We start from the raw sequence: 21,098 nt of genomic DNA, 5'->3' as shown, positions 1-21,098 counted from the left end.
TGCGCCGGCCGTACGCCACACCGGCGGTTCCCGACCCGGCCCTGTCGGCAACCGGCCGTTTCCCCAGGGTTCGCACAGGTCGCGTGCTGACCCATCTTTGACCTGGACATGGTCTTTTCCTGGTTTCCGGCAATCACGGGCGCGAGCAGCATCTACGCGGGTAGCCTCCGCACTGCACCGCCGCCGCTCACACCGCCAACTCCACCCGAACCAGGAGCTTTGCATGCCCCTCAGTCCCATGAACCGCCGGGAGTTCGTGAAGAAGTCGGCCGTCACCGGTGCGGCGGTGGCCGCCGCCGGGACCGTCGGCGCCGGCACCGCGCACGCCGCCGAGGCCGGGCACCACCCCGGAAAGGCGCCGCGCACCTGGTCGTTCTCCATCCTGGGCACGACCGACCTGCACAGCCACGTCTTCGACTGGGACTACTACCTGGACAAGGCGTACAGCGACAAGGCGGGCAACTCGGTGGGCGTGGCACGGGTGGCCACCCTCATCAAGCAGCAGCGCGAGGCCAAGGGCGAGGACCACGTCCTCCTCGTCGACGCCGGTGACATCATCCAGGGCACCTCGCTCGCCTACTACTTCGCGCGCGTCGACCCGATCACCGGCACCGACGGCAAGAAGGGCCCCAAGCACCCGATGGCCGTCGCCATGAACCACATGCGCTACGACGCCGCCGCCCTCGGCAACCACGAGTTCAACTACGGCATCGAGGTGCTGCGGAAGTTCGAGAGCCAGTGTCACTTCCCGCTGCTCGGCGCGAACGCGCTGGACGCGAAGACGCTGCGGCCGGCCTTCCAGCCGTACACCGTCAAGCGCATCTGCGTCCCCGGCGCGCCGGACATCAAGGTCGGCATCCTCGGCCTCACCAACCCCGGCATCGCGCTGTGGGACAAGGACAACGTCAGCGGGAAGATGGTGTTCCCGGGACTGGTGGAGCAGGCGAAGAAGTACGTGCCCCGGCTGCGCGCGCTCGGCTGTGACGTCGTCTTCCTGACCGACCACTCCGGTCTCGACGGCTCCTCCTCCTACGGTGACGAACTGCCCTACGTCGAGAACGCGTCGAACCTCGTCGCCCAGCAGGTGCCGGGCATCGACGCGATCCTGGTGGGCCACACCCACGTCGAGGTCCCGTCCTACACGGTGAAGAACGAGCAGACCGGCGAGGACGTCCTGCTCTCCGAGCCGTACTGCTGGGGCTACCGGCTGAGCGTCTTCGACTTCGAGCTCGAACTCCACCACGGCCAGTGGAAGGTGACGGGCAAGAAGGCGCAGACCCTCAACCCCAACACGGTGGACGAGGACCCGGAGATCAAGAAGCTCCTGCAGGCCGACCACGAGCTGGTCGTGAAGTACGTCAACACGGCCGTCGGCACGTGCACCGCCGACCTCTCGGCGGCGGACTCCTGCTGGAAGGACGTGCCGATCATGGACTTCATCCACAAGGTCCAGACGGAGGCGGTGAAGGCGGGCCTGTCGGCGGCCGACGCGGCGCTCCCGCTGATCTCCGTCGCCGCCCCCTTCAGCCGCACGGCCGACATCCCCCAGGGCAACGTCACCATCAAGGACATCGCCGGGCTCTACATCTACGACAACACCCTCTACGGCAAGAAGCTGACGGGCGCGCAGCTCAAGGACTACCTGGAGTACGGGGCGAAGTACTACCACCAGGTCCCGGCGGGCACGAAGGTCGACACCGCGACCCTCACGAACGCCAACAGCTTCTGGGACTACATGTACGACACCGCGGCCGGTGTCTCCTACGACATCGACATCGCCCAGCCCGAGGGCTCGCGGATCAAGAACCTCAGCTACGACGGCGCCCCGGTCGCCGACGACCAGGTCTTCGTCGTGGCGGTGAACAACTACCGCGCGAACGGCGGCTCCGGCTACCCGCACATCGCCGCGGCGGAGATCGCGTACAGCTCGACGAACGAGATCCGCCAGCTGATGATCGACTACGTGACCGAGAAGAAGACCCTCGACCCGGCCGACTTCGCGGTCACCAACTGGAAGCTGACGCAGGCCGGCACGCCGGTCTTCTGAGCGGGACGGTCTCGGCGGGGCGGACGGTCTCGGCGGGCCCGACGGGCCCGGCGCGGCCTTCGAAGACCGCGCCAGGCCCGGGCCGGCCGGGCGGTCCTCCGAGACGGGGGCGTTCCGGGTCCGCACGCCCGGGGCGAACGGCCCGGGCCGGTCGCTCACCGCGCGGATCCCGGCGATCTTTCCCGCCCGCAGATGGTGGCACGCCGTACACCGCAGGCCCGGTGCACGGCGTGCACCCGGCGCCCCCCCCGGCACCCCTCCTCGCCGGTCCTCCCCCCCTCCTCGCCCCCGGGCGGCCGCCGTCGGCGTGCCGCCCGTCGTCGTTCCGCGGACCGAGCGGCAGCGTCGCCGGGTCCCGCGGAGGTGAATGCCGGGGGACGAGCCGCACCTCACCGGACCACCGTCACCGGCCGTTCCGGGCACACGCTGCCGCTGCGCCCCGCGCTCCGGGCGGATCTCCGTCGCCGATCCCGGCATGCCGCCGATGAAACCGGACGACCGGCTGGTTGCCTCTTGAACCTCGCGAGTTGATCTTTCCGAGGGGGACAGAAACACGTGGATGCTTGGGCTGAGGCGCTGGGCGGACGGTACGGGGGACCGGGGCAGGACCTGGGCCGAGAGGAGCAGCTCTCCTGCGTCGTACGGGAGTTGGGTGCCGTTCGGGTGTCCTGCGTGCACGGGCCCGCCGCCGAGGTGCGGGGGGACGGGCACGGCGGCGGCCGGCACCTGGTGCTGGTGCAGGACGGGGAACTGGTGCTGGAGCAGGCGGGGCGGAGCCTGCGGATCGGGGCGGGCGGGCTGCTGCTGCTCGACTCCGGGCTGCCGTACCGGCTGCGGCTGGCCGGGGCGTGGAACAGGGCGATCGCGGCGCACCTGATACGCCCGCCCCACGCCGGCGGTGCCCTCGTGGCCCGGGAGGTGTCCGGGCGGGGCGAGCTGGCCCGGCTGGCGGGCGGGTTCCTCGCCGGCCTGGCGGCGGACGCCGCGCCGTACCGGCCCGGTGACGCGCTCAGGCTCGGCACCGTGGTGTCCGATCTGGTCGGGCTCCTGCTGGAGGAGGAGCCGGGCGACTCGGCGCTGCTGCCGCGTATCCAGGCGTACGTCGTGGCACATCTGGGGGACAGCGGGCTCACACCGGACCGGGTCGCCGCCGCGCACCACATATCGACGAGGTATCTGCACCGGCTCTTCCAGCGGCAGGGGCTCACCGTCGCCTCCTGGATCAAGGGCCGGCGGCTGGAGCGGTGCCGGCGCGACCTGGGCGATCCGGGGCTGCGGCATCTGCCGGTGCACGCGATCGGGGCGCGCTGGGGTTTCGCGCAGGCGGCCGACTTCAGCCGGGCGTTCCGCGCGGCGTACGGGACGACGCCGACGGCTTTCCGCGCGGGGGCGCTCGGCGGGCGGGGGCGGTGTGTGCCAAGAAACTGTGCGCACAGCGCCAACGACAACCGCGTGCCGGCCCAGCAGACTCATGGACATGACGAGGCACGGCGAATCGTTCCTGCCTCGCTGTGACCGAGCAACCACCTGGGGGAGCACATGGGGGGAACCGCATGACCGTGAACACGGCCGCGGCCGGAGACAAGCCCGTCGAACCGCGCGGCGGCGCCGGGATCTTCGACGTCGACCCGGACCAGTCCGGAGTGAGCCAGGACCCGAACGTCGTCGTCAAGGGCGACATCGACGCCCTCCCCGAGAACGGGGCGGTGTGACATGGGGTCCGTCGAGGGGATGCTCGCGCAGATGCGCAGCCTGCTGGGCACCGGGGAGTACCCGCCCGGCTCGAACCACAACAAGGTCACCGAGTGGTACGGCATGAATGACGCCTGGTGCGACATGACGGTCAGTTACGCCGCCGCCCACTCGGACAACCTGAGCGCGGTCGGCGGCAAGTTCGCCTACACCGTCGCCCACGCGCAGTCGTTCCAGTCGCGCGGCCGCTGGCACTACGGCACCGGCGGCATCACCGCCGGTGACATCGTCTTCTTCGACTGGAGCGGCAGCCGGTCCATCGGCGCCATCGACCACGTCGGCGTCGTCGAGGCGGTGCACTCCAACGGCACCCTCACCACCATCGAGGGCAACACCAGCGACCAGTGCATGCGGCGGCTGCGCAACTCCAGCACCATCGTCGGGTACGGCCGCCCCAGCTACGGTGACGCCGACCCGCTGCCCGCCTCGGACGGCATCCTGCGCCAGGGCTCCAAGGGCGACGGGGTCAGGACGCTCCAGCAGAACCTCAACAAGGTCATGGGGTCGGGGCTGGACGTCGACGGTGACTTCGGTCCGGCCACCGACAAGGCGGTGCGCGCCTTCCAGGCGAAGTACGGCCTGGGGGTCGACGGAGAGTACGGGCCGGCCTCGGCGGCGATGATGGCGGCCGCCCTCAAGGGCGGTACCCAGCCACAGCCGCCCGCCCCGCGTCCGCCGGCCGGCGGACAGCTCCAGGTCGACGGCCAGTTCGGGCCCGCGACCTGTGCCGCGCTGCAGCGCGCGCTCAACCAGCACGGCGCGAAGCTGTCCGTGGACGGTGCCTTCGGACCGATGACGAAGAAGGCGCTCCAGAGCTATCTGGGGGTGACCGCGGACGGCGCGGTGGGCCCGAACACGATCAAGGCTCTGCAGAAGAAGGTGGGTTCCGGTGTCGACGGCGAGTGGGGGCCGGACACCACCCGTCACCTGCAGCAGGCGCTGAACGCCGGCTCCTTCTGAGCCCCGTCCGCCGGTCCCGGCCGACGCCCGGGACCGGCGGACGCGGTCCGGCTCAGCTGAAGACGATCATCGAGCCCTGGGCCAGGGAGCGGGTCGCCGCCGCGTGCAGGCCCAGCCAGACGTGCCGTTCACGGGCGAAGGGGCTGGGGTCGTACGGGGCCGGGACGGCCGGTTCCTCCAGCTCCGTGGGGCCCGACGGCGGGGCGGGGGCCGCCGGGGGGTTGGCCGGGTCGATGCCGATGACCGGGGCGACGTACTGCAGTTCCCGCAGCAGCGACTGGGAGGAGCCCAAGGGGCCGCCGCCCGCGAGGAGTTCGTCGTTGGACAGCGGGTCGGAGAACTCCACGGGGACGTACGCGCCCGCGTGGTCGTAGTGCCACACCAGGTGGGACTGCTGGGCCGTGGACTCGAACATCTCCAGCAACTGCTCGTAGTCGCCGCCCAGTTCGTCCACCGGGGTCACCGGCAGACCGCACACCTGGAGCAGATAGGCCCGGCGCAGGAAGTGCAGGGCGTCGTAGTCGAAGCCGGCCACCGGGGCCACCTCGCCCGACAGGCCCGGCATGTACTGGTACACCGGCACCGGTGGAAGCCCGGCCTCGGCCAGCGCCTTGTTGTATTGCGCGAGTTCCTCGGCGAACGGGTTGTCCGGGGTGTGGCACAACACGTCGACGAGCGGTACCAGCCACAGGTCACAGGCCAAAGAGGGCTCCTCACACGGCAAGCGGTCAAAGCAGCGTAGTCGGTGCGGTGCGGGTCCCATACCCTCTCGTCCGCGCCGCTACCGCTCAGTCCCGGGACAGGCCCTCCAGCAGGGCCAGCGAGTGGGCGTTGGCGGACGCGACGATGCGGCGGGCGGCCTCGGCCTCGCGGCGGGCCAGCGCGTCGACCAGCTCGGTGTGCCCGGCCCACAGACGGCCGCGCAGGTCGGGGAGGCGGAGCAGGTGCTGCACCGCGCAGACCCAGGACTGCACGCGCAGCCGGTGCAGGAAGTCGGCGAGGTAGGGGTTGCCGAACAGGGCGCTCAGCTCCCGCCAGAAGCGCAGGTCGTAGCCGATGAGGATGGTCAGGTCACCGGCCGCCGCCGCCCGCTGGGCCTCCTCGCCGCGGCGGCGCACGGTGGCCAGGGCCGTGGCGGTGCGGGGGTCCTCCGGCGGGGTGCGGAAGGCGGGGTGGCCCGCGCCCAGGGCCTGGAACATGCCGTCGGTGACCAGGCTGCGGGCCTCGATCATGTCCCGGTAGTCGGCGAGGGAGTACTCCGGCACCCGGAAACCGCGGTGCTGGTCGGCCTCGAGGATGCCCTGCGCGGACAGGTCGACCAGCGCCTCACGGACCGGGGTGGCCGAGACGCCGTACTGATCGGCGATCTCCTTGACCGTGAACGCCCGGCCCGGCCGCAGCCGCCCGGCCAGCACCTCGTCACGGAGCGCGTCCGCGATCTGCTGGCGCAGGGTGCTGCGCGTCACAGCGCCGATGCCGGGCATGGGCGGGGCCCCTCCTCCACGTCGGTGACGTACTCGTGCGTCGTACCCGTGATCTACGCGGGTACCTATGTCTTACGAGCACGTCACCTTACGCGTTCGCAGCGCCCCGGCGGCAGCCGCGGTACGGCTACGCCGTGTAGTTGTCGGCCACGGTCAGCGCGGCGTCCAGGGCGGCGAGGCCTTCCTTCAGTTCGGCCTCCGTGACGTTGCACGGCGGCACCACGTGCGTCCGGTTCATGTTCACGAACGGCCACAGCCCGTTCTTCTTGGCCTCGGCCGCGAAGGCGGCCATGGGGGCGTTCGCCTCGCCGGCCGCGTTGTACGGCACCAGCGGCTCGCGGGTCTCCCGGTTCTTCACCAGGTCCAGCGCCCAGAACATGCCGACACCGCGCACCTCGCCGACGCTCGGGTGCCGCTCGGCCAGTTCCGCGAGGGCGGGGCCGACGACCGTCTCGCCGAGCCTCCTGGCGTTCTCGACGACGCCCTCCTCGGCCATCACGTTGATCGTGGCGACGGCGGCGGCGCAGGCCAGCGGGTGCCCGGAGTAGGTGAGGCCGCCGGGGTAGGGCCGCTTGCCGAAGGTCTCGGCGATCGCACCCGAGATGGCGACACCGCCGAGCGGGACGTAACCGGAGTTCACGCCCTTGGCGAAGGTCATCAGGTCGGGCACGACACCGTACAGGTCGGCCGCGAACCACTCGCCGGTGCGGCCGAAGCCGGCCATGACCTCGTCCAGGACGAAGACGATGCCGTACTTGTCGCACAGCTCCCGGACCCCGGCGAGGTAGCCCGGCGGCGGGAGCATGATCCCGGCGGTGCCCGGGACGGTCTCCAGGATGATCGCGGCGATCGTCCCCGGGCCCTCGAAGGCGATCGTCGTCTCCAGGTGCTCCAGGGCCCGCGCCGTCTCCTGCTCCTCGGTCTCGGCGTAGAAGCGGGAGCGGTAGAGGAACGGCGCCCAGAAGTGGACGACGCCGCCCGTGCCGCTGTCGTTCGCCCAGCGGCGCGGGTCGCCGGTGATGTTGATCGCCTGCTGGGTGCCGCCGTGGTACGAGCGGTACGCCGCGAGGACCTTGGGGCGGCCCGTGTGCAGCCGGGCCATGCGGACGGCGTGCTCGACGGCGTCGGCGCCGCCGTTGGTGAAGAAGATCTTGTCCAGGTCGCCGGGGGTCCGCTCGGCGATCAGCCGGGCCGCCTCCGAGCGCGCCTCGATCGCGAAGGCGGGCGCGAACGTCGTCATCGTCGCCGCCTGCTCCTGGACGGCCGCGACGACCTTGGGGTGCTGGTAACCGATGTTCGTGTAGACGAGCCCGCTGGTGAAGTCGAGGTACCGCTTGCCGTCGTAGTCCCAGAAGTAGGACCCCTCGGCGCCGGCGACGGCGAGCGGGTCGATGAGGTCCTGGGCGGACCAGGAGTGGAAGACGTGCGCACGGTCCGCGGCCTTCACTGCGGCACCGGCTTCGGGATTCGGCTGAGGGGTCATGCGGGCGAGGGTAAATGTCCGCGATGCGGACGGCCTATCGGCGTCCTGTTCCCTGGACGGGGGCATTCCACGACAGGTTGTCCAGGGAACACCTGTTACGCAACCGTAGACGCCGTCCCACGCGGCACCCGGTACGGCCGCACTATTCTCGGTCCGTTGGACACGCAGGGGTTGCGTGACCGGGGGGAAGGCAGGGCGCCATGGAGAAGCTGGGGCCGGGGGATCCGCAGCAGATCGGGGGCTACCGGCTGCTGGCGCGGCTCGGCGCGGGCGGCATGGGGCACGTGTATCTGGCCCGCTCGGACCGGGGCCGTACCGTCGCCGTGAAGCTGGTCCGCGAGGAGCTCGCCGCGCAGGAGGAGTTCCGGGCGCGCTTCCGGCAGGAGGTGCAGGCCGCCCGGCAGGTCGGCGGGTACTGGACCGCGCCCGTGCTGGACGCGGACACCGAGGCGGCGGTGCCGTGGGTGGCCACCGGGTACGTCGCCGGACCGAGCCTGCAGCAGGTCGTGGGCCGGGAGCACGGGGCGCTGCCGGAGCGGTCGGTGCGGATCCTCGCCGCCGGGCTCGCGCACGCGCTGCAGGACATCCACGCGGCCGGGATCGTGCACCGCGACCTCAAGCCGTCGAACGTCCTCGTGACCATCGACGGGCCCCGCGTGATCGACTTCGGGATCGCGCGGGCGCTGGAGACGACCTCGGCGGGCGGCGAGGGGCTGACCCGGACCGGGTCGCTGGTCGGGTCGCCCGGGTTCATGGCGCCCGAGCAGGTGCGGGGGGACCGCATCACGCCGGCGTGCGACGTGTTCTGCCTCGGCTCCGTGCTCGCGTACGCGGCGACCGGGGCGCTGCCCTTCGGAGCCGCGAACAGCGGTGTGCACGCGCTGATGTTCCGCATCGCCCAGGAGGAACCGGATCTGACGGGGGTCCCGGAGGGGATCGCCGATCTGGTGCGGTGCTGCCTGCGCAAGGATCCCGGGGCCCGGCCCTCGCTGGAGACGATCCTCGAGCTGAGCGGGGCGGGGGACACGGTGGCCGGGGGGCGCTCCCGTGATCCGTGGCTGCCGGGGGTGCTGGTGGCCCAGCTGGGGCGGCACGCGGTGCAGTTGCTGGAGGTGGAGGATCCGGAGGGCGAGGCGGGGGCCTCGCCGGGGAAGAGCGCGAGCGCGGGCGCGGCCCCGGGTGCGGGCGGCCCCGGCGGCGGGCCCTCCCCGTCGGCGGGCGCGGCGGCCGGGAACGGGGCCGGTGCGGCTTCGGGGAACGGGGCCGGTGCGGCTTCCGGGCAGCGGGCCGGTGCGGGCGCGGACGCGGCTTCCGGGAACGGGGGCGGCGCGGGTGCGGCTTCGGGGAGTGGGGCGGTCGAGCACGCCGCCGTCCGGGACGGAGGGGGCGGGGGCGTGCCGGCCCCGCCGGCGGGGCCGGCGCCGGGCGGTGCGGTCGATCGCCTTCCCACCGTCGTGGCCGGGCAGACGCCGCCGCCCGCGGCACCTCCGGCGGCTCCCGGATTCGGGGCACCCGGGTCCGGGTCCTACGGCTATCCGCAGCAGGGGTACGCGCAGCACGGCCACCCGCAGCAGGCGTACCCGCAGCAGCCGTACCCCCCGCAGGCGCACCCGCAGCCGTACCACCCCTACGGCGGCGGCCTCGGCTCCACCCCGCCGTACGGGCCGACGGCCGTCGGGGTGCCGCGGGAGCCCGAGCGGCGCAACGGCCGGTCCACCGCGCTGCTCGTCGTGATCGCGCTGGTGGTGGCGCTGGGCGCGGGCGGCTCGGTGTACGCGCTGATGAAGAACGGCGGCGGTGACGACAAGGGCGGGGGCACGGTCGGTACCGCGCCCTCGGCGACCTCCGCACCGCCCGGCACCGCCACGCCGACCTCACCGGCCCCGGCCTCGTCCACCGGCTCGGACGGTGCGGTCCCGGACGCCTACCTCGGTACCTGGCAGACCACGATCGACAACGCCAACGGCACCAACACCCGTGAGCTGACCATCCGGCAGGGCGAGGTCGGCGACACGGTGCTGACGCTGGTCGCGGACGGGCCCACCGAGGGCGGGGGGACGTACCACTGTGTCTTCGCGGCCAGGCTCGCGGAGCGGCCCGGCGGGAACGGCCCGCTGCGGATCGGCCCGTCCACCGTGACCACCGGCGAGCCCGCCTCCTCCTGCACCCCGGGCGATGCCACGGAGGTGACCCTGCTCCCGGACGGCAGCCTGAAGCGGGCGAAGACCGGCGGCGGCGAGAGCCTGACGTACAGCAAGCAGTGAGCCCGCCGCGAGGCCGGGCCGGCCGTCGGCCGTGCTAGCGCGGCTCCGGCGGGCGCTGCCGGGGCATGTTCGGGCGGGAGCCGTTCGCCGGGGGGAGGGGGAAGCGGCCCGGGGCGCCCGCCTGTTCCTGGCGGGGGACGTACGCCACCGCCGCCTGGATGCCCAGCGGTGCCGAACCGGTGCGGAACTCCACCATCCAGTCGGTCGTCTCCGCGCGCACCAGCTCCGTGATGTCCTCCGAGAAGCGCCGCAGCACCCCCAGGCACCGCTCCGCCGCCTCGCTCGCCGTGCCCTCCGCCGGGCCCAGCACCTCACGGACGCTCTCGGAGGCCCAGTCGAACTGCAGTGCCTGCAGCCGCCGCTGCACCGCCTGCGCGGTCGCCACGTCCCGCATCCAGCCGGACGTCACCCCGAAGAACCGGTCGACGCCGACGCAGGCCGCCGCGAGGAGCAGGGCCAGGCACCCCCAGGGCGCCACCCCGTCGGCCGCCCCCGCCAGGTCGAGCAGGGGCAGGCCGAGTCCGCCCACCGCGCCGGCCGCCGTGCCGCACCGCAGCACCTGGGCGCCGCGCCGCTTCCACACCCGGTCCCGCAGATACCAGGAGGTCGTCTCCAGCGCCCCGCGCTCCACCCACCGGTACAGCTCGTCGAGCCGCTCGGCGGGCTCGCCCCAGTCCCCGAGCGGGAAGGACCGCCCGGTCAGATCGCCCGGCCGCAGCCCGGCCGCACCCTCGCCCCGCCCGTCCTGAGGCGGACCCTCGGGCTGCATCTCCGGCTGACCCACCCGGCACTCCCTACTGATCACGACCGGTCACGTTGCGTGACATTCCATGCCGTTGCGCGGCCCCCTTCCTACCGCCCAATGGGTGGCGGAGAGGGAGCTTTCCCCGCTTTTCCGCTCGGAAGAGGGCCTTGATCAGGTATAGGACGGCCCGGATTCTCACTCGAAAGAGTGGCGCGGCGATGGCCGCGTGGACCACGTAGGCTCATTCCGACGGAGAAAAACGACCCGCGTACGACGTTGAAGAGCGACGAAGAACGCCGACGAGGCAGGAGCTGATCGTGATCCCCGGTGGTGGCCAGCCCAACATGCAGCAGCTGCTCCAGCAGGCCCAGAAGATGCAGCAGGACCTGCAGCGGGCGCAGGAGGAACTGGCGAACACGGAGGTGGAGGGGCAGGCCGGCGGCGGTCTGGTGCAGGCCACCGTGACCGGTGCGGGCGAGCTGCGGGCGCTGAAGATCGACCCGAAGGCGGTCGACCCCGAAGACACCGACACCCTCGCCGACCTGATCGTGGCGGCCGTCCAGGCGGCCAACGAGAACGCGCAGGCCCTGCAGCAGCAGAAGCTCGGCCCGCTGGCCCAGGGGCTGGGCGGCGGCACCGGCATTCCGGGTCTGCCTTTCTAAGCGGGCCCCGGGCAACTACCGTACGTACCGCAAGGTCTCCAGGAAGGGCAGTTTCCGGTGTACGAAGGCGTGGTCCAGGACCTCATCGACGAGCTGGGGCGGCTGCCCGGCGTCGGTCCGAAGAGCGCGCAGCGCATCGCCTTCCACATCCTGCAGGCGGAGCCGACGGACGTGAAGCGGCTCGCGCAGGCGCTCCTGGAGGTCAAGGCGAAGGTCCGCTTCTGCGCGACCTGCGGCAACGTGGCGCAGGAGGAGCTGTGCAACATCTGCCGTGACGCCCGGCGCGATCCCTCGGTCATCTGCGTGGTCGAGGAGCCGAAGGACGTCGTCGCCATCGAGCGCACCCGCGAGTTCCGCGGTCGTTATCACGTCCTCGGCGGCGCCATCAGCCCGATCGAGGGCGTGGGCCCGGACGATCTGCGCATCAGGGAGCTCCTGGCCCGGCTGGCCGACGGCGCGGTCACGGAGCTGATCCTGGCCACGGACCCCAATCTCGAAGGCGAGGCGACGGCCACGTACCTCGCCCGCATGATCAAACCCATGGGCCTGAAGGTCACCCGCCTGGCCAGCGGCCTCCCGGTGGGCGGCGACCTGGAATACGCGGACGAGGTCACCCTCGGCCGCGCCTTCGAGGGGAGACGACTCCTAGATGTCTGACGCCACGCTGCACGACTCGTCGCAGAACCCGGACGACTTCGTGGTCCAGATCGCGGACCAGGTCGAGAGTTTCCTGGTGGCCGTCACCGAGGTGGCGAAGGGCGACGAGCCCGAATCGGCGGTGCCCTTCCTGCTGCTGGAGGTCTCCCAGCTCCTGCTGGCCGGCGGCCGGCTGGGCGCCCACGAGGACATCGTCCCCGAGGAGCGCTACGAGCCCGACCCGGGCCCGGAGCCGGACGTGGACGCGCTGCGGGAGAACTTCGCCCGGCTGCTGGACCCCGTCGACGTCTACTCGGAGGTCTTCGACCCCTACGCGCCCCGCACGGCCCCGGTGCCGGCCCGGCTCTCCGACGACCTCGCCGACATCATCACCGACCTGCGTCACGGGATGGTGCACTACCGCGCGGGCCGCACCACGGAGGCCCTGTGGTGGTGGCAGTTCTCCTACTTCTCCAACTGGGGCCCGACGGCCTCCGCGGTGCTGCGCGCGCTGCAGTCGGTCCTCATCCACGTCCGCCTCAACCAGCCCCTGGAGGAGCTGGACGGCCTCGACACCGACCAGCCCGGCCTGGGCGACGAGACCCTGGAGTTCGAGGCCGGCCGGGTGATGGCACAGGAGATCGGCGGCCCGCTGGGGATCCGGCCGGGCAAGTAGCGGCTCGGACACGCGACGCGCTCACGTGACCCGATCGCGCGGCCCGGGCATTGTGACCCGGGGCACTTTTCGCGTGGTACGCCGATCCCTGGGCAGGGGTCGAGTCCGAGCGGACGATGTCTCACCATGCGGGAGCACGGTGGTGGAATTCGGACGCTCGATAGACTGAGCCGACATAAACGAACCGAGCGAGGAGCGCACGTGGGCCTTGTCGTGCAGAAGTACGGAGGCTCCTCCGTAGCCGATGCCGAGGGCATCAAGCGCGTCGCCAAGCGGATCGTGGAAGCGAAGAAGAACGGCAACCAGGTTGTCGTCGTCGTTTCCGCGATGGGCGACACGACGGACGAGCTGATCGATCTCGCCGAGCAGGTTTCTCCGATGCCTGCCGGGCGTGAATTCGACATGCTGCTGACCGCCGGAGAGCGTATCTCCATGGCCCTGCTGGCCATGGCGATCAAAAACCTGGGCCACGAGGCCCAGTCGTTCACCGGCAGCCAGGCAGGCGTCATCACCGACTCGGTCCACAACAAAGCCCGGATCATCGACGTCACGCCGGGCCGGATCCGCGAGTCGCTCGACAAGGGCAACATCGCGATCGTCGCCGGCTTCCAGGGCGTCAGCCAGGACAAGAAGGACATCACCACGCTGGGCCGCGGTGGTTCCGACACGACGGCCGTGGCGCTCGCCGCCGCTCTCGACGCCGAGGTCTGCGAGATCTACACCGACGTGGACGGCGTGTTCACCGCCGACCCGCGCGTGGTGAAGAAGGCGAAGAAGATCGACTGGATCTCCTTCGAGGACATGCTGGAGCTCGCCGCCTCCGGCTCCAAGGTGCTGCTCCACCGCTGTGTGGAGTACGCCCGCCGCTACAACATCCCGATCCACGTCCGGTCCAGCTTCAGCGGACTTCAGGGCACGTGGGTCAGCAGTGAGCCGATTGGGGACCAGAAGGTGGAGCAGGCCATCATCTCCGGTGTCGCGCACGACACCTCCGAGGCCAAGATCACGGTCGTCGGCGTGCCGGACAAGCCGGGTGAGGCCGCCGCGATCTTCCGTACCATCGCCGATGCCGAGATCAACATCGACATGGTCGTGCAGAACGTGTCGGCCGCCTCCACCGGGCTGACCGACATCTCCTTCACGCTGCCGAAGACCGAGGGCCGCAAGGCCATCGACGCGCTGGAGAAGAACCGGCCGGGCATCGGCTTCGACTCGCTGCGCTACGACGACCAGATCGGCAAGATCTCCCTGGTCGGCGCGGGCATGAAGACCAACCCGGGGGTCACCGCCTCCTTCTTCGAGGCGCTGTCCGACGCCGGCGTGAACATCGAGCTGATCTCGACCTCGGAGATCCGTATCTCGGTCGTCACCCGCAAGGACGACGTGTCCGAGGCCGTCCGTGCCGTGCACACCGCCTTCGGGCTCGACTCCGACACCGACGAGGCCGTCGTCTACGGAGGCACGGGCCGCTGATGGCACTGACCGGCAGGCCGACGCTCGCGGTCGTGGGAGCGACCGGAGCCGTCGGCGCGGTCATGCTCCAGATCCTGTCCCAGCGCGCGGACATCTGGGGTGAGATCCGTCTGATCGCCTCTCCGCGCTCGGCCGGCCGCAAGCTGGCCGTGCGCGGGGAGGAGGTCGAGGTGGTGGCCCTGAGCGAGGAAGCCTTCGCCGGGGTCGACATCGCGCTGTTCGACGTGCCGGACGAGGTCGCCGCCGAGTGGGCGCCCGTCGCCGCCGCGCGCGGCGCGGTCGTCGTCGACAACTCGGCCGCCTTCCGTCTGGACCCCGACGTGCCGCTCGTGGTGCCCGAGGTCAACGCGCACGCGGTGCGGACCCGCCCGCGCGGGATCGTCGCCAACCCCAACTGCACCACCCTGACGATGATCGTCGCGCTGGGCGCGCTGCACGCCGAGTTCGGGCTGCGCGAGCTGGTGGTGTCGTCGTACCAGGCGGTGAGCGGGGCCGGGAACGCCGGGGTGGAGGCGCTGCGGGCCCAGCTGTCCCTGGTCGCCGGGACCGAGCTGGGGACGAAGCCCGGGGACGTGCGGCGGGCCGTCGGGGACAGCACCGGGCCGTTCCCGGAGCCGGTCGCGCTCAACGTCGTCCCGTGGGCCGGGTCGCTGCGCGAGGACGGCTGGTCGTCGGAGGAGATGACGGTCCGCGACGAGTCCCGCAAGATCCTCGGCCTGCCGCAGCTGCCGGTCTCCGTGACCTGTGTACGGGTGCCGGTGATCACCACGCACTCGCTGACGGTGCACGCCCGGTTCCAGGGCGAGGTGACGGTCGACGGCGCCCGGGAGATCATCGCCACCGCGCCCGGGGTGGTGCTGTGCGACGACCCGGCCGCCGGTGAGTTCCCCACCCCCGCCGACGTGGTGGGCACCGATCCGACCTGGGTCGGCCGGGTGCGGCGGGCGCTGGACGACCCGACCGCGCTGGAGCTGTTCGTGTGCGGGGACAATCTCCGCAAGGGGGCCGCTCTGAACTCGGCGCAGATCGCGGAGCTGGTGGCGGCGGAGTTCTGCTGAGCCGGGCCCCGTGCCGAAAAGAACCCGGCTGGGAGCGGATCCATTTGTAGGATCTCCGTAAGAGTGTGGTCGGAAGCATGGTCCAAACCACTTGATCCAGGCCTGAAGACGACAGAGGATTTTCCTCCCCGCCCCGCGCAACCGCGCGCAGGGCGGGGAGCGTCTTTGCGGTCGCCCTTCCGGGGCCTGGGGACGCATGGCGCGGGGACGCCGTGAACTGGGCGTGGGGACGCCCGTTCACACGGGACATAAAGGAAGAGCGGGACGCATGACGGCACTTGAGGCACCGTCGGTTGTCGCACATGTGACGCCCGGCACGTACAACCCTTTCGGGGGGAGACGTGTCCAACTGGCGTGGCAGAGGTACTCGAACTCAGTGCGGCCCGCGGCACCGCGGCCTTCCGGCCGCCCCGCGCGGCGCTCCGGCCGCGTACGCCGGGTATGGCCGGCGGCATGCCGGTGATCGCGCCCATGCCCGCAGCGCGGCCCGCCCGCATACCCAGCCAGCGTGACGGCTCCGACGACACCGCGGCCACCGCGGCGACCGAGGCCACCGGCACCACGGTCGACCACCTCACCGAGACCTACCGGGCGCACTACCGCTCGCTGCTCGGCCTCGCGGCGCTCCTCCTCGACGACACGGCCTCCTGCGAGGACGTCGTCCAGGAGGCCTTCATCCGCGTGCACTCGGCCCGCAAGCGCGTCCGAGACCCCGAGAAGACCCTCGCCTACCTGCGGCAGACCGTCGTCAACCTCTCCCGGTCCACGCTGCGCCGGCGCATCCTCGGCCTGAAGCTGCTGTCCAAGCCGATGCCGGACATGGCCAGCGCGGAGGAGGGCGCCTACGACCAGCTGGAGCGCCGCGAACTCATCAAGGCCATGAAGGGACTGCAGCGCCGCCAGCGCGAGGTCCTGGTGCTGCGCTACTTCGCGGACATGACCGAGGCCCAGGTCGCCGAGACGCTCGGGATATCGCTGGGCTCGGTGAAGGCGTACGGCTCGCGTGGCATCGCCGCGCTGCGGGTGGCCATGGAGGCACCGGCATGAGCGAGCGAGCCGACGGGAGCGGTTCCGGTGAACGGCCCTCCCACGAACGCCACGAGCCCTTCGCCTGGCACGAACCGACGAAGAGTCACGAGCACGAGCACATGTCATCGCACGCTGGGAACGGAACTGTGAACCACGGCCCCGACGAGCAGGGCCCCGAGGAGCCGGACACCGGGCTCGCCCCGGACGAACTGGCCCTGCGGCGGATGCTGCACTCCGCGGTCGACGACGTCCAGCCGCGCACCGGCACCCTGGACCACCTGCGCAGGGCCGTCCCCGCCCGGCGGGCCCGCAAGCGGCAGGCGGCCGTCGGCATGGCCGCCGCCGCCCTGTTCGTCGGCACCGCGATCCCCGCGCTGGTGCACGTGTCCGGCGCCGGCGGCTCCGACCCCAACACCGCCATGGCCGGCCAGTCCTCGCAGACCCAGGGCGGCACCGGCCCGGGCAAGGACAAGGGCGCCGACACGGGCGGCGACAAGGGCGCCGGCAGCGCGAGCGTCAAGCCGGACAAGGAGCCCGGCAAGAGCGGCGACAAGGGCAGGACCAGCGGCAGCGGCACCGGCGCGACCGGCGGCGCCAACCCGTCCGCGACCACGGCCACGGGCGTCCCGCTGTGTACGGCGGCCCAGCTGGGCTCCGCCACCGGCAGCGCCGACGCCCCCGACACCGCGGGCATCGTCTACGGCACCTTCCGCGTCGTGAACGTCTCCTCCGCCGCCTGCACCGTCTCCGGCCCGGGCACCGTCACGCCCACCGCACAGGGCGCCGCCGACCCGGCGAAGATCACCGCCACCCGCCATGTGGCGGGGGACGCGGCGTCCAGCCTGCCCGACCCCTCCCTGGAGGTCTCCGGACTGGTCCTGCAGCCCGGAGCGGCCTACCTGGAGAAGTTCGCGTTCGTGCCGTCCGAGACCTGCCCCACCACCGGCAGCGGCGGCGGCAGCAGCACCGGCGGCTCCGACACGGGCGGCCCGTCACCGGACCCGAGCACCAGCCAGGACCCGGGCGCCACGGACGGCGCGGACACGGGCAGCACCTCGTCGGGCACGACGACCCAGCTGATGACGGAGGACGGCACGGCCGACGGCAGCGTCTCCATCACCCACACGGCCGCGGACGGCTCCCCGTCGGCCACCGCGGTGGTGCCGGGCGAGTGCGCGGGGACCGTCTACTACACCGGCGTACTGGCGGGGGCGTAGGCCCGGGGGCGGCCCAGGGGGTAGGCCCGGGGGCGGCCCCGGTCAGGCGCCGGCGACCGGCTCCGGTTCCGGCTCCGGCTCCTGCCGGACCAGGCCCAGCTCGGCGTCCCGCTGGTACTCCACCTCGCGTCGCAGCAGCCGGAACCACATGAAGACCGTGAAGCCCGCGAAGACGAACCACTCCCCGGTGTAGCCGAGGTTCTGGAACGCCTTCAGGTCCAGTCCGGTGCCCGCGGGCGCGGTCGCCGGTACGGCCTTCATCCCCGCGTCCGCCGTGTCGAGCGTGACCCACGCGTCGTAGAGCCGGTCCGGCACCAGGTTCACCAGCGAGGCGGCGCTGATCGCCGCCGTCTGCCCGGCGGGCAGCCCGCCCTGGGCGCTGACCCCGTTGTCCCCCGGGGTCTCGGAGGCCTGCAGCGCACCGGTGACGGTGACTTCACCGGCCGGCGGCGCCGGGGCCTTCGCCGCGTCCGCGGTGCCCGGCAGCCAGCCCCGCACCACGGGCAGGGCCCTGCCGGAGTCGGTGCGCAGCAGGGTGAGGACGTAGAAACCGGTCCTGTCGTCCAGCCGCCGGCCGGGCACCAGCAGCTGCTTGCCGTACCGGCCGCTGGCGGTGACCCGGCGCCCCGAGGTGCTCTGGTCGACCGGCAGCATCGAGTCCAGCGGCCGGGCGGTCCCGTGCCGGCCGGAGGAGGCCTGCTCGGTCGCGGCGTCACTGGCGTGCACGCGCCCCTCGAACCGGCTCAGCTGCCAGGACCCCATGAAGACGCAGAAGGGGATGGCGAGCAGCACGAAGACGTTGATGCCCCACCAGCGGGGTGTCAGCAGAAACCGGTACACGCCTTCCACGGTACGGCTCCGGTGCCGCTCGCCCGCCCGCGGGTCACCCCTTGGTCGCCTTGAGGGAGTAGATCAGGGGGATGCGCGGATGGCCCGCCGGGAAGCGGTGGTAGCCGTCGCGCACCTCGAAGTTCTCGAAGCGCGGGAAGAGCGACACGTCGTGCTCGTGCAGGAATTCGATGCGCAGCCCGGTCGCGGCGAGCGCGGAGACCACGTCGCCGAGGGTGTGCTGCCACTCCACGCTGCGGTTGTGGACGGTGGCGGCGCCCCGGTCGGCGTAGCTGCCGGGCTCCTCCCACACCGCCGCCTCCCGGCGGAAGTAGTCGCGCACAACCCGGGTGCCGGTCTCGTCGTCCAGGGACTCGGTGAGCGGATGGAACTCGGCGAGGTAGAGGAAGCCGCCGGGCGCCACGAGCGAGGCCGCGGTCTCGGCCCAGCGGCGGATGTCGGGCAGCCAGCACAGCGCGCCCAGCCCGGTGTAGACGATGTCGTACGACGGCTCGGGCACGGTCCCGGCCGCGTCGTACACGTCACCGGTGACGAAGGCGGCGCACTCGGGCCCGTGGCCGAGGCCGGCGGCTAGGGCGCGGGCCGCCTCGACGGCCGGGGCGGAGAAGTCCAGGCCGACGACGCGGGCGGCGCCCCGGCGGACCCAGGAGAGGGTGTCGGTGCCGAGGTGGCACTGCAGGTGCAGGAGCGACTTGCCGGTGACGTCCCCGACCTCGGCCGTCTCGAAGTCCCGCAGCACGTCCGGGTGGGCCCGGAAGCCGTCGAGGTCGTAGTACTCACCGGCGACGTGGACGGGCACACGCTCGTCCCACATGGCCCGGTTGTCCTCGCGCCAGCCCTCCGGGACGGACGCGGATGTGGTCGGTGTGGTCATGATCGGAAAGTTATCCACAGGCTGCGCACACCCGCCACCCAATTGTCGGCGCGGCCAGGCAGTATGGGCGCATGACTGGGGCCATGAGTGAGAGCAGCACGCCGGACACACCGGACATGCCGGACTGGGAGAGGCGCTTCCGGGCGCCGCGGGTGTCACTGCCCGACTGGGCCGAGGACGCACCGGACCGCTCCCTGTTCGTCTCGAACGCGACGGGCACGTACGAGCTGTACGCCTGGGACCGGGCGACGGGCGAGCAGCGGCAGGCGACGTACCGGCCGAACGGCACGACGGACGGCGTGCTCTCCCCGGACGGCGCCTGGATCTGGTGGTTCGACGACAAGGACGGCGACGAGTTCGGCATCTGGCGCCGCCAGCCCTTCGCGGGCGGGGCGGACGAGCCGGCCGTGCCGGGCCTGGACCCCTCCTATCCGGCCGGCCTGGCCCTGTCCCGTGACGGCCTGACGGCGGTCGTCGGCCGCTCCACGGACGACGAGGGCACGACCCTCCACCTCGCCCGCGAGGGCGCGGACCCGGTGGAGATCTACCGGCACCGCGAGTCGGCGGGCGTCGGCGACCTCTCCCACGACGGCACCCTGATCGCCGTCGAGCACACCGAGCACGGTGACGCCATGCACGCGGCGCTGCGCGTGCTGCGCCCGGACGGCTCGGCGGTCGCCGAGCTGGACGACACCCGGGGCGGCACCGAGGAGCTGGGCCTGGAGGTGCTGGGCTTCGCCCCCGTCGACGGCGACACCCGGCTGCTCATCGGCCACCAGCGCCGGGGCCGCTGGGAGCCCCTGGTGTGGGACGTGGCCACGGGCGAGGAGACGGACCTCGCCCTTGACCTGCCGGGCGACGTCGGCGCGGAGTGGTACCCGGACGGCTCGGCCCTGCTCGTCGTCCACGGCTTCGAGGCCCGCAGCGAGCTGTTCCGGTACGACCTGGCGGCCGGGGAGCTGACCCGCATCCCCACCCCGCCGGGCACGGTCTCCGGAGCCACGGCCCGCCCGGACGGCAGCGTGGAGTACCTGTGGTCGTCGGCCGCCGAGCCCCCGGCGGTGCGCTCGACCTCCGGCGGTGTCGTCCTGGACCCTCCCGGCATGACCTGCCCGCCGTCGGTGGTGGTGGAGGACGCCTGGGTGGAGGGGCCGGGCGGCCGTATCCACGCCCTGGTCCAGCGGCCGGCCGGCGTCACCGGCCCGCTCCCCACGGTCTTCGACCTGCACGGCGGCCCGACCTGGCACGACAGCGACTCCTTCGCCGCGGGCCCGGCCGCCTGGGTGGACCACGGCTACGCGGTCATCCGCGTCAACTACCGCGGCTCCACGGGCTACGGCCGCGCCTGGACCGACGCCCTGAAGCACCGGGTCGGCCTGATCGAGCTGGAGGACGTGGCCGCGGTGCGCGAGTGGGCGGTCTCCTCCGGCCTCGCCGACCCCGCCCGGCTGGTCCTCACCGGCGCCTCCTGGGGCGGCTACCTCACCCTGCTCGGGCTCGGCACCCAGCCGGAGGCGTGGGCGGTGGGCATCGCGGTCGTGCCGGTCGCGGACTACGTCACCGCGTACCACGACGAGATGGAGGCCCTGAAGGCCATGGACCGCACCCTGCTCGGCGGCACGCCCGAGGAGGTCCCCGACCGTTTCGAGGCGTCCTCCCCGCTGACGTACGTCGACCGGGTCAAGGCCCCGGTCTACGTCTCGGCGGGTGTCAACGACCCCCGCTGTCCGATCCGCCAGATCGACAACTACGTCAAGCGCCTGGAGGCGCGGGGCGCGGTGCACGAGGTGTACCGGTACGACGCGGGCCACGGTTCCCTGGTGGTGGACGAGCGGATCAAGCAGGTGGGGCTGGAGCTGGACTTCGCCAGACGGCACCTGGCGGGCTAG

General features: G+C 72.3%; 19 protein-coding genes. 13 read left to right on the top strand and 6 right to left on the bottom strand.

The window, feature by feature from the left end; translation table 11 throughout:
• Positions 1-223 precede the first annotated feature (223 nt).
• The 4 genes from AB0N17_RS15170 to AB0N17_RS15155 all read left to right on the top strand — a co-directional run bounded on the left by AB0N17_RS15170 (position 224) and on the right by AB0N17_RS15155 (position 4,759).
• Entirely contained in the window at positions 224-2,047 is a 1,824-nt protein-coding gene (locus AB0N17_RS15170; protein WP_366011760.1) for a 5'-nucleotidase C-terminal domain-containing protein, read from the top strand.
• 555 nt (positions 2,048-2,602) lie between these two features.
• On the top strand, positions 2,603-3,562 hold the full coding sequence (locus tag AB0N17_RS15165) for a helix-turn-helix domain-containing protein (protein WP_366011759.1): 960 nt from the start codon (positions 2,603-2,605) through the stop codon (positions 3,560-3,562).
• 38 nt (positions 3,563-3,600) lie between these two features.
• Complete coding sequence (locus AB0N17_RS15160) at positions 3,601-3,759, top strand: hypothetical protein (protein ID WP_366011758.1); 159 nt, start codon at positions 3,601-3,603, stop codon at positions 3,757-3,759.
• Position 3,760: 1 nt separating this feature from the next.
• On the top strand, positions 3,761-4,759 hold the full coding sequence (locus AB0N17_RS15155; RefSeq protein WP_366011757.1) for a peptidoglycan-binding protein: 999 nt from the start codon (positions 3,761-3,763) through the stop codon (positions 4,757-4,759).
• Positions 4,760-4,811: 52 nt separating this feature from the next.
• Here AB0N17_RS15155 and AB0N17_RS15150 read toward each other — a convergent pair whose 3' ends face one another.
• From AB0N17_RS15150 to AB0N17_RS15140, 3 genes are all read right to left on the bottom strand, one after another.
• Positions 4,812-5,462, bottom strand: coding sequence for a hypothetical protein (locus AB0N17_RS15150; RefSeq protein ID WP_366011756.1), 651 nt, complete (start codon positions 5,460-5,462; stop codon positions 4,812-4,814).
• An 85-nt stretch (positions 5,463-5,547) separates the two neighbouring features.
• Positions 5,548-6,243 carry a GntR family transcriptional regulator gene (locus tag AB0N17_RS15145; protein WP_366011755.1) on the bottom strand — a complete coding sequence of 232 codons (696 nt, stop codon included), beginning with the start codon at positions 6,241-6,243 and terminating at the stop codon, positions 5,548-5,550.
• Positions 6,244-6,370: 127 nt separating this feature from the next.
• Positions 6,371-7,726 carry an aspartate aminotransferase family protein gene (locus AB0N17_RS15140; RefSeq protein ID WP_366011754.1) on the bottom strand — a complete coding sequence of 452 codons (1,356 nt, stop codon included), beginning with the start codon at positions 7,724-7,726 and terminating at the stop codon, positions 6,371-6,373.
• A 200-nt stretch (positions 7,727-7,926) separates the two neighbouring features.
• Here AB0N17_RS15140 and AB0N17_RS15135 point away from each other — a divergent pair, with 200 nt between their 5' ends.
• Positions 7,927-9,990 carry a protein kinase gene (locus tag AB0N17_RS15135; RefSeq protein ID WP_366011753.1) on the top strand — a complete coding sequence of 688 codons (2,064 nt, stop codon included), beginning with the start codon at positions 7,927-7,929 and terminating at the stop codon, positions 9,988-9,990.
• Positions 9,991-10,024: 34 nt separating this feature from the next.
• On the opposite strand, the gene AB0N17_RS15130 is transcribed toward AB0N17_RS15135, so the two are convergent.
• Positions 10,025-10,774 carry an SLATT domain-containing protein gene (locus AB0N17_RS15130; RefSeq protein ID WP_366011752.1) on the bottom strand — a complete coding sequence of 250 codons (750 nt, stop codon included), beginning with the start codon at positions 10,772-10,774 and terminating at the stop codon, positions 10,025-10,027.
• A gap of 278 nt (positions 10,775-11,052) precedes the next feature.
• On the opposite strand from AB0N17_RS15130, the gene AB0N17_RS15125 reads away from it, so the two are divergent.
• The 7 genes from AB0N17_RS15125 (at position 11,053) to AB0N17_RS15095 (ending at position 17,486) form a co-directional block, all read left to right on the top strand.
• Positions 11,053-11,397, top strand: a complete 345-nt coding sequence (locus AB0N17_RS15125) for a YbaB/EbfC family nucleoid-associated protein (RefSeq protein ID WP_366011751.1) — start codon at positions 11,053-11,055, stop codon at positions 11,395-11,397.
• 57 nt (positions 11,398-11,454) lie between these two features.
• Complete coding sequence (gene recR, locus AB0N17_RS15120) at positions 11,455-12,054, top strand: recombination mediator RecR (protein WP_366011750.1); 600 nt, start codon at positions 11,455-11,457, stop codon at positions 12,052-12,054.
• Positions 12,047-12,709 carry a DUF5063 domain-containing protein gene (locus AB0N17_RS15115; protein ID WP_366011749.1) on the top strand — a complete coding sequence of 221 codons (663 nt, stop codon included), beginning with the start codon at positions 12,047-12,049 and terminating at the stop codon, positions 12,707-12,709. Before recR ends, AB0N17_RS15115 begins: the two co-directional genes overlap by 8 nt.
• A gap of 201 nt (positions 12,710-12,910) precedes the next feature.
• Complete coding sequence (locus AB0N17_RS15110) at positions 12,911-14,182, top strand: aspartate kinase (protein WP_366011748.1); 1,272 nt, start codon at positions 12,911-12,913, stop codon at positions 14,180-14,182.
• Positions 14,182-15,240, top strand: a complete 1,059-nt coding sequence (locus tag AB0N17_RS15105; RefSeq protein WP_366011747.1) for an aspartate-semialdehyde dehydrogenase — start codon at positions 14,182-14,184, stop codon at positions 15,238-15,240. The genes AB0N17_RS15110 and AB0N17_RS15105 overlap by 1 nt, the downstream gene beginning before the upstream one ends.
• Before the next feature lie 441 nt (positions 15,241-15,681).
• Positions 15,682-16,287, top strand: a complete 606-nt coding sequence (locus AB0N17_RS15100; protein ID WP_366011820.1) for a SigE family RNA polymerase sigma factor — start codon at positions 15,682-15,684, stop codon at positions 16,285-16,287.
• On the top strand, positions 16,284-17,486 hold the full coding sequence (locus AB0N17_RS15095; RefSeq protein WP_366011746.1) for a hypothetical protein: 1,203 nt from the start codon (positions 16,284-16,286) through the stop codon (positions 17,484-17,486). Before AB0N17_RS15100 ends, AB0N17_RS15095 begins: the two co-directional genes overlap by 4 nt.
• Before the next feature lie 42 nt (positions 17,487-17,528).
• Here the strand turns inward: AB0N17_RS15095 and AB0N17_RS15090 are convergent, their stop codons facing one another.
• Together AB0N17_RS15090 and AB0N17_RS15085 are read right to left on the bottom strand one after the other, a co-directional pair.
• On the bottom strand, positions 17,529-18,326 hold the full coding sequence (locus tag AB0N17_RS15090; protein WP_366011745.1) for an SURF1 family protein: 798 nt from the start codon (positions 18,324-18,326) through the stop codon (positions 17,529-17,531).
• A gap of 43 nt (positions 18,327-18,369) precedes the next feature.
• Positions 18,370-19,209, bottom strand: coding sequence for a class I SAM-dependent methyltransferase (locus AB0N17_RS15085; protein WP_366011744.1), 840 nt, complete (start codon positions 19,207-19,209; stop codon positions 18,370-18,372).
• An 83-nt stretch (positions 19,210-19,292) separates the two neighbouring features.
• Between AB0N17_RS15085 and AB0N17_RS15080 the strand changes: the two genes are divergently transcribed.
• Positions 19,293-21,098: a prolyl oligopeptidase family serine peptidase gene (locus AB0N17_RS15080; protein WP_366011743.1), complete on the top strand. Its 1,806-nt coding sequence runs from the start codon at positions 19,293-19,295 to the stop codon at positions 21,096-21,098.

The sequence above is a fragment of the Streptomyces sp. NPDC051133 genome, assembly GCF_040682635.1.
Taxonomy (GTDB): Bacteria; Actinomycetota; Actinomycetes; order Streptomycetales; family Streptomycetaceae; genus Streptomyces.
Note: the sequence above shows the minus strand (reverse complement) of the source record. Positions and strands in the feature narration are given on the sequence as shown.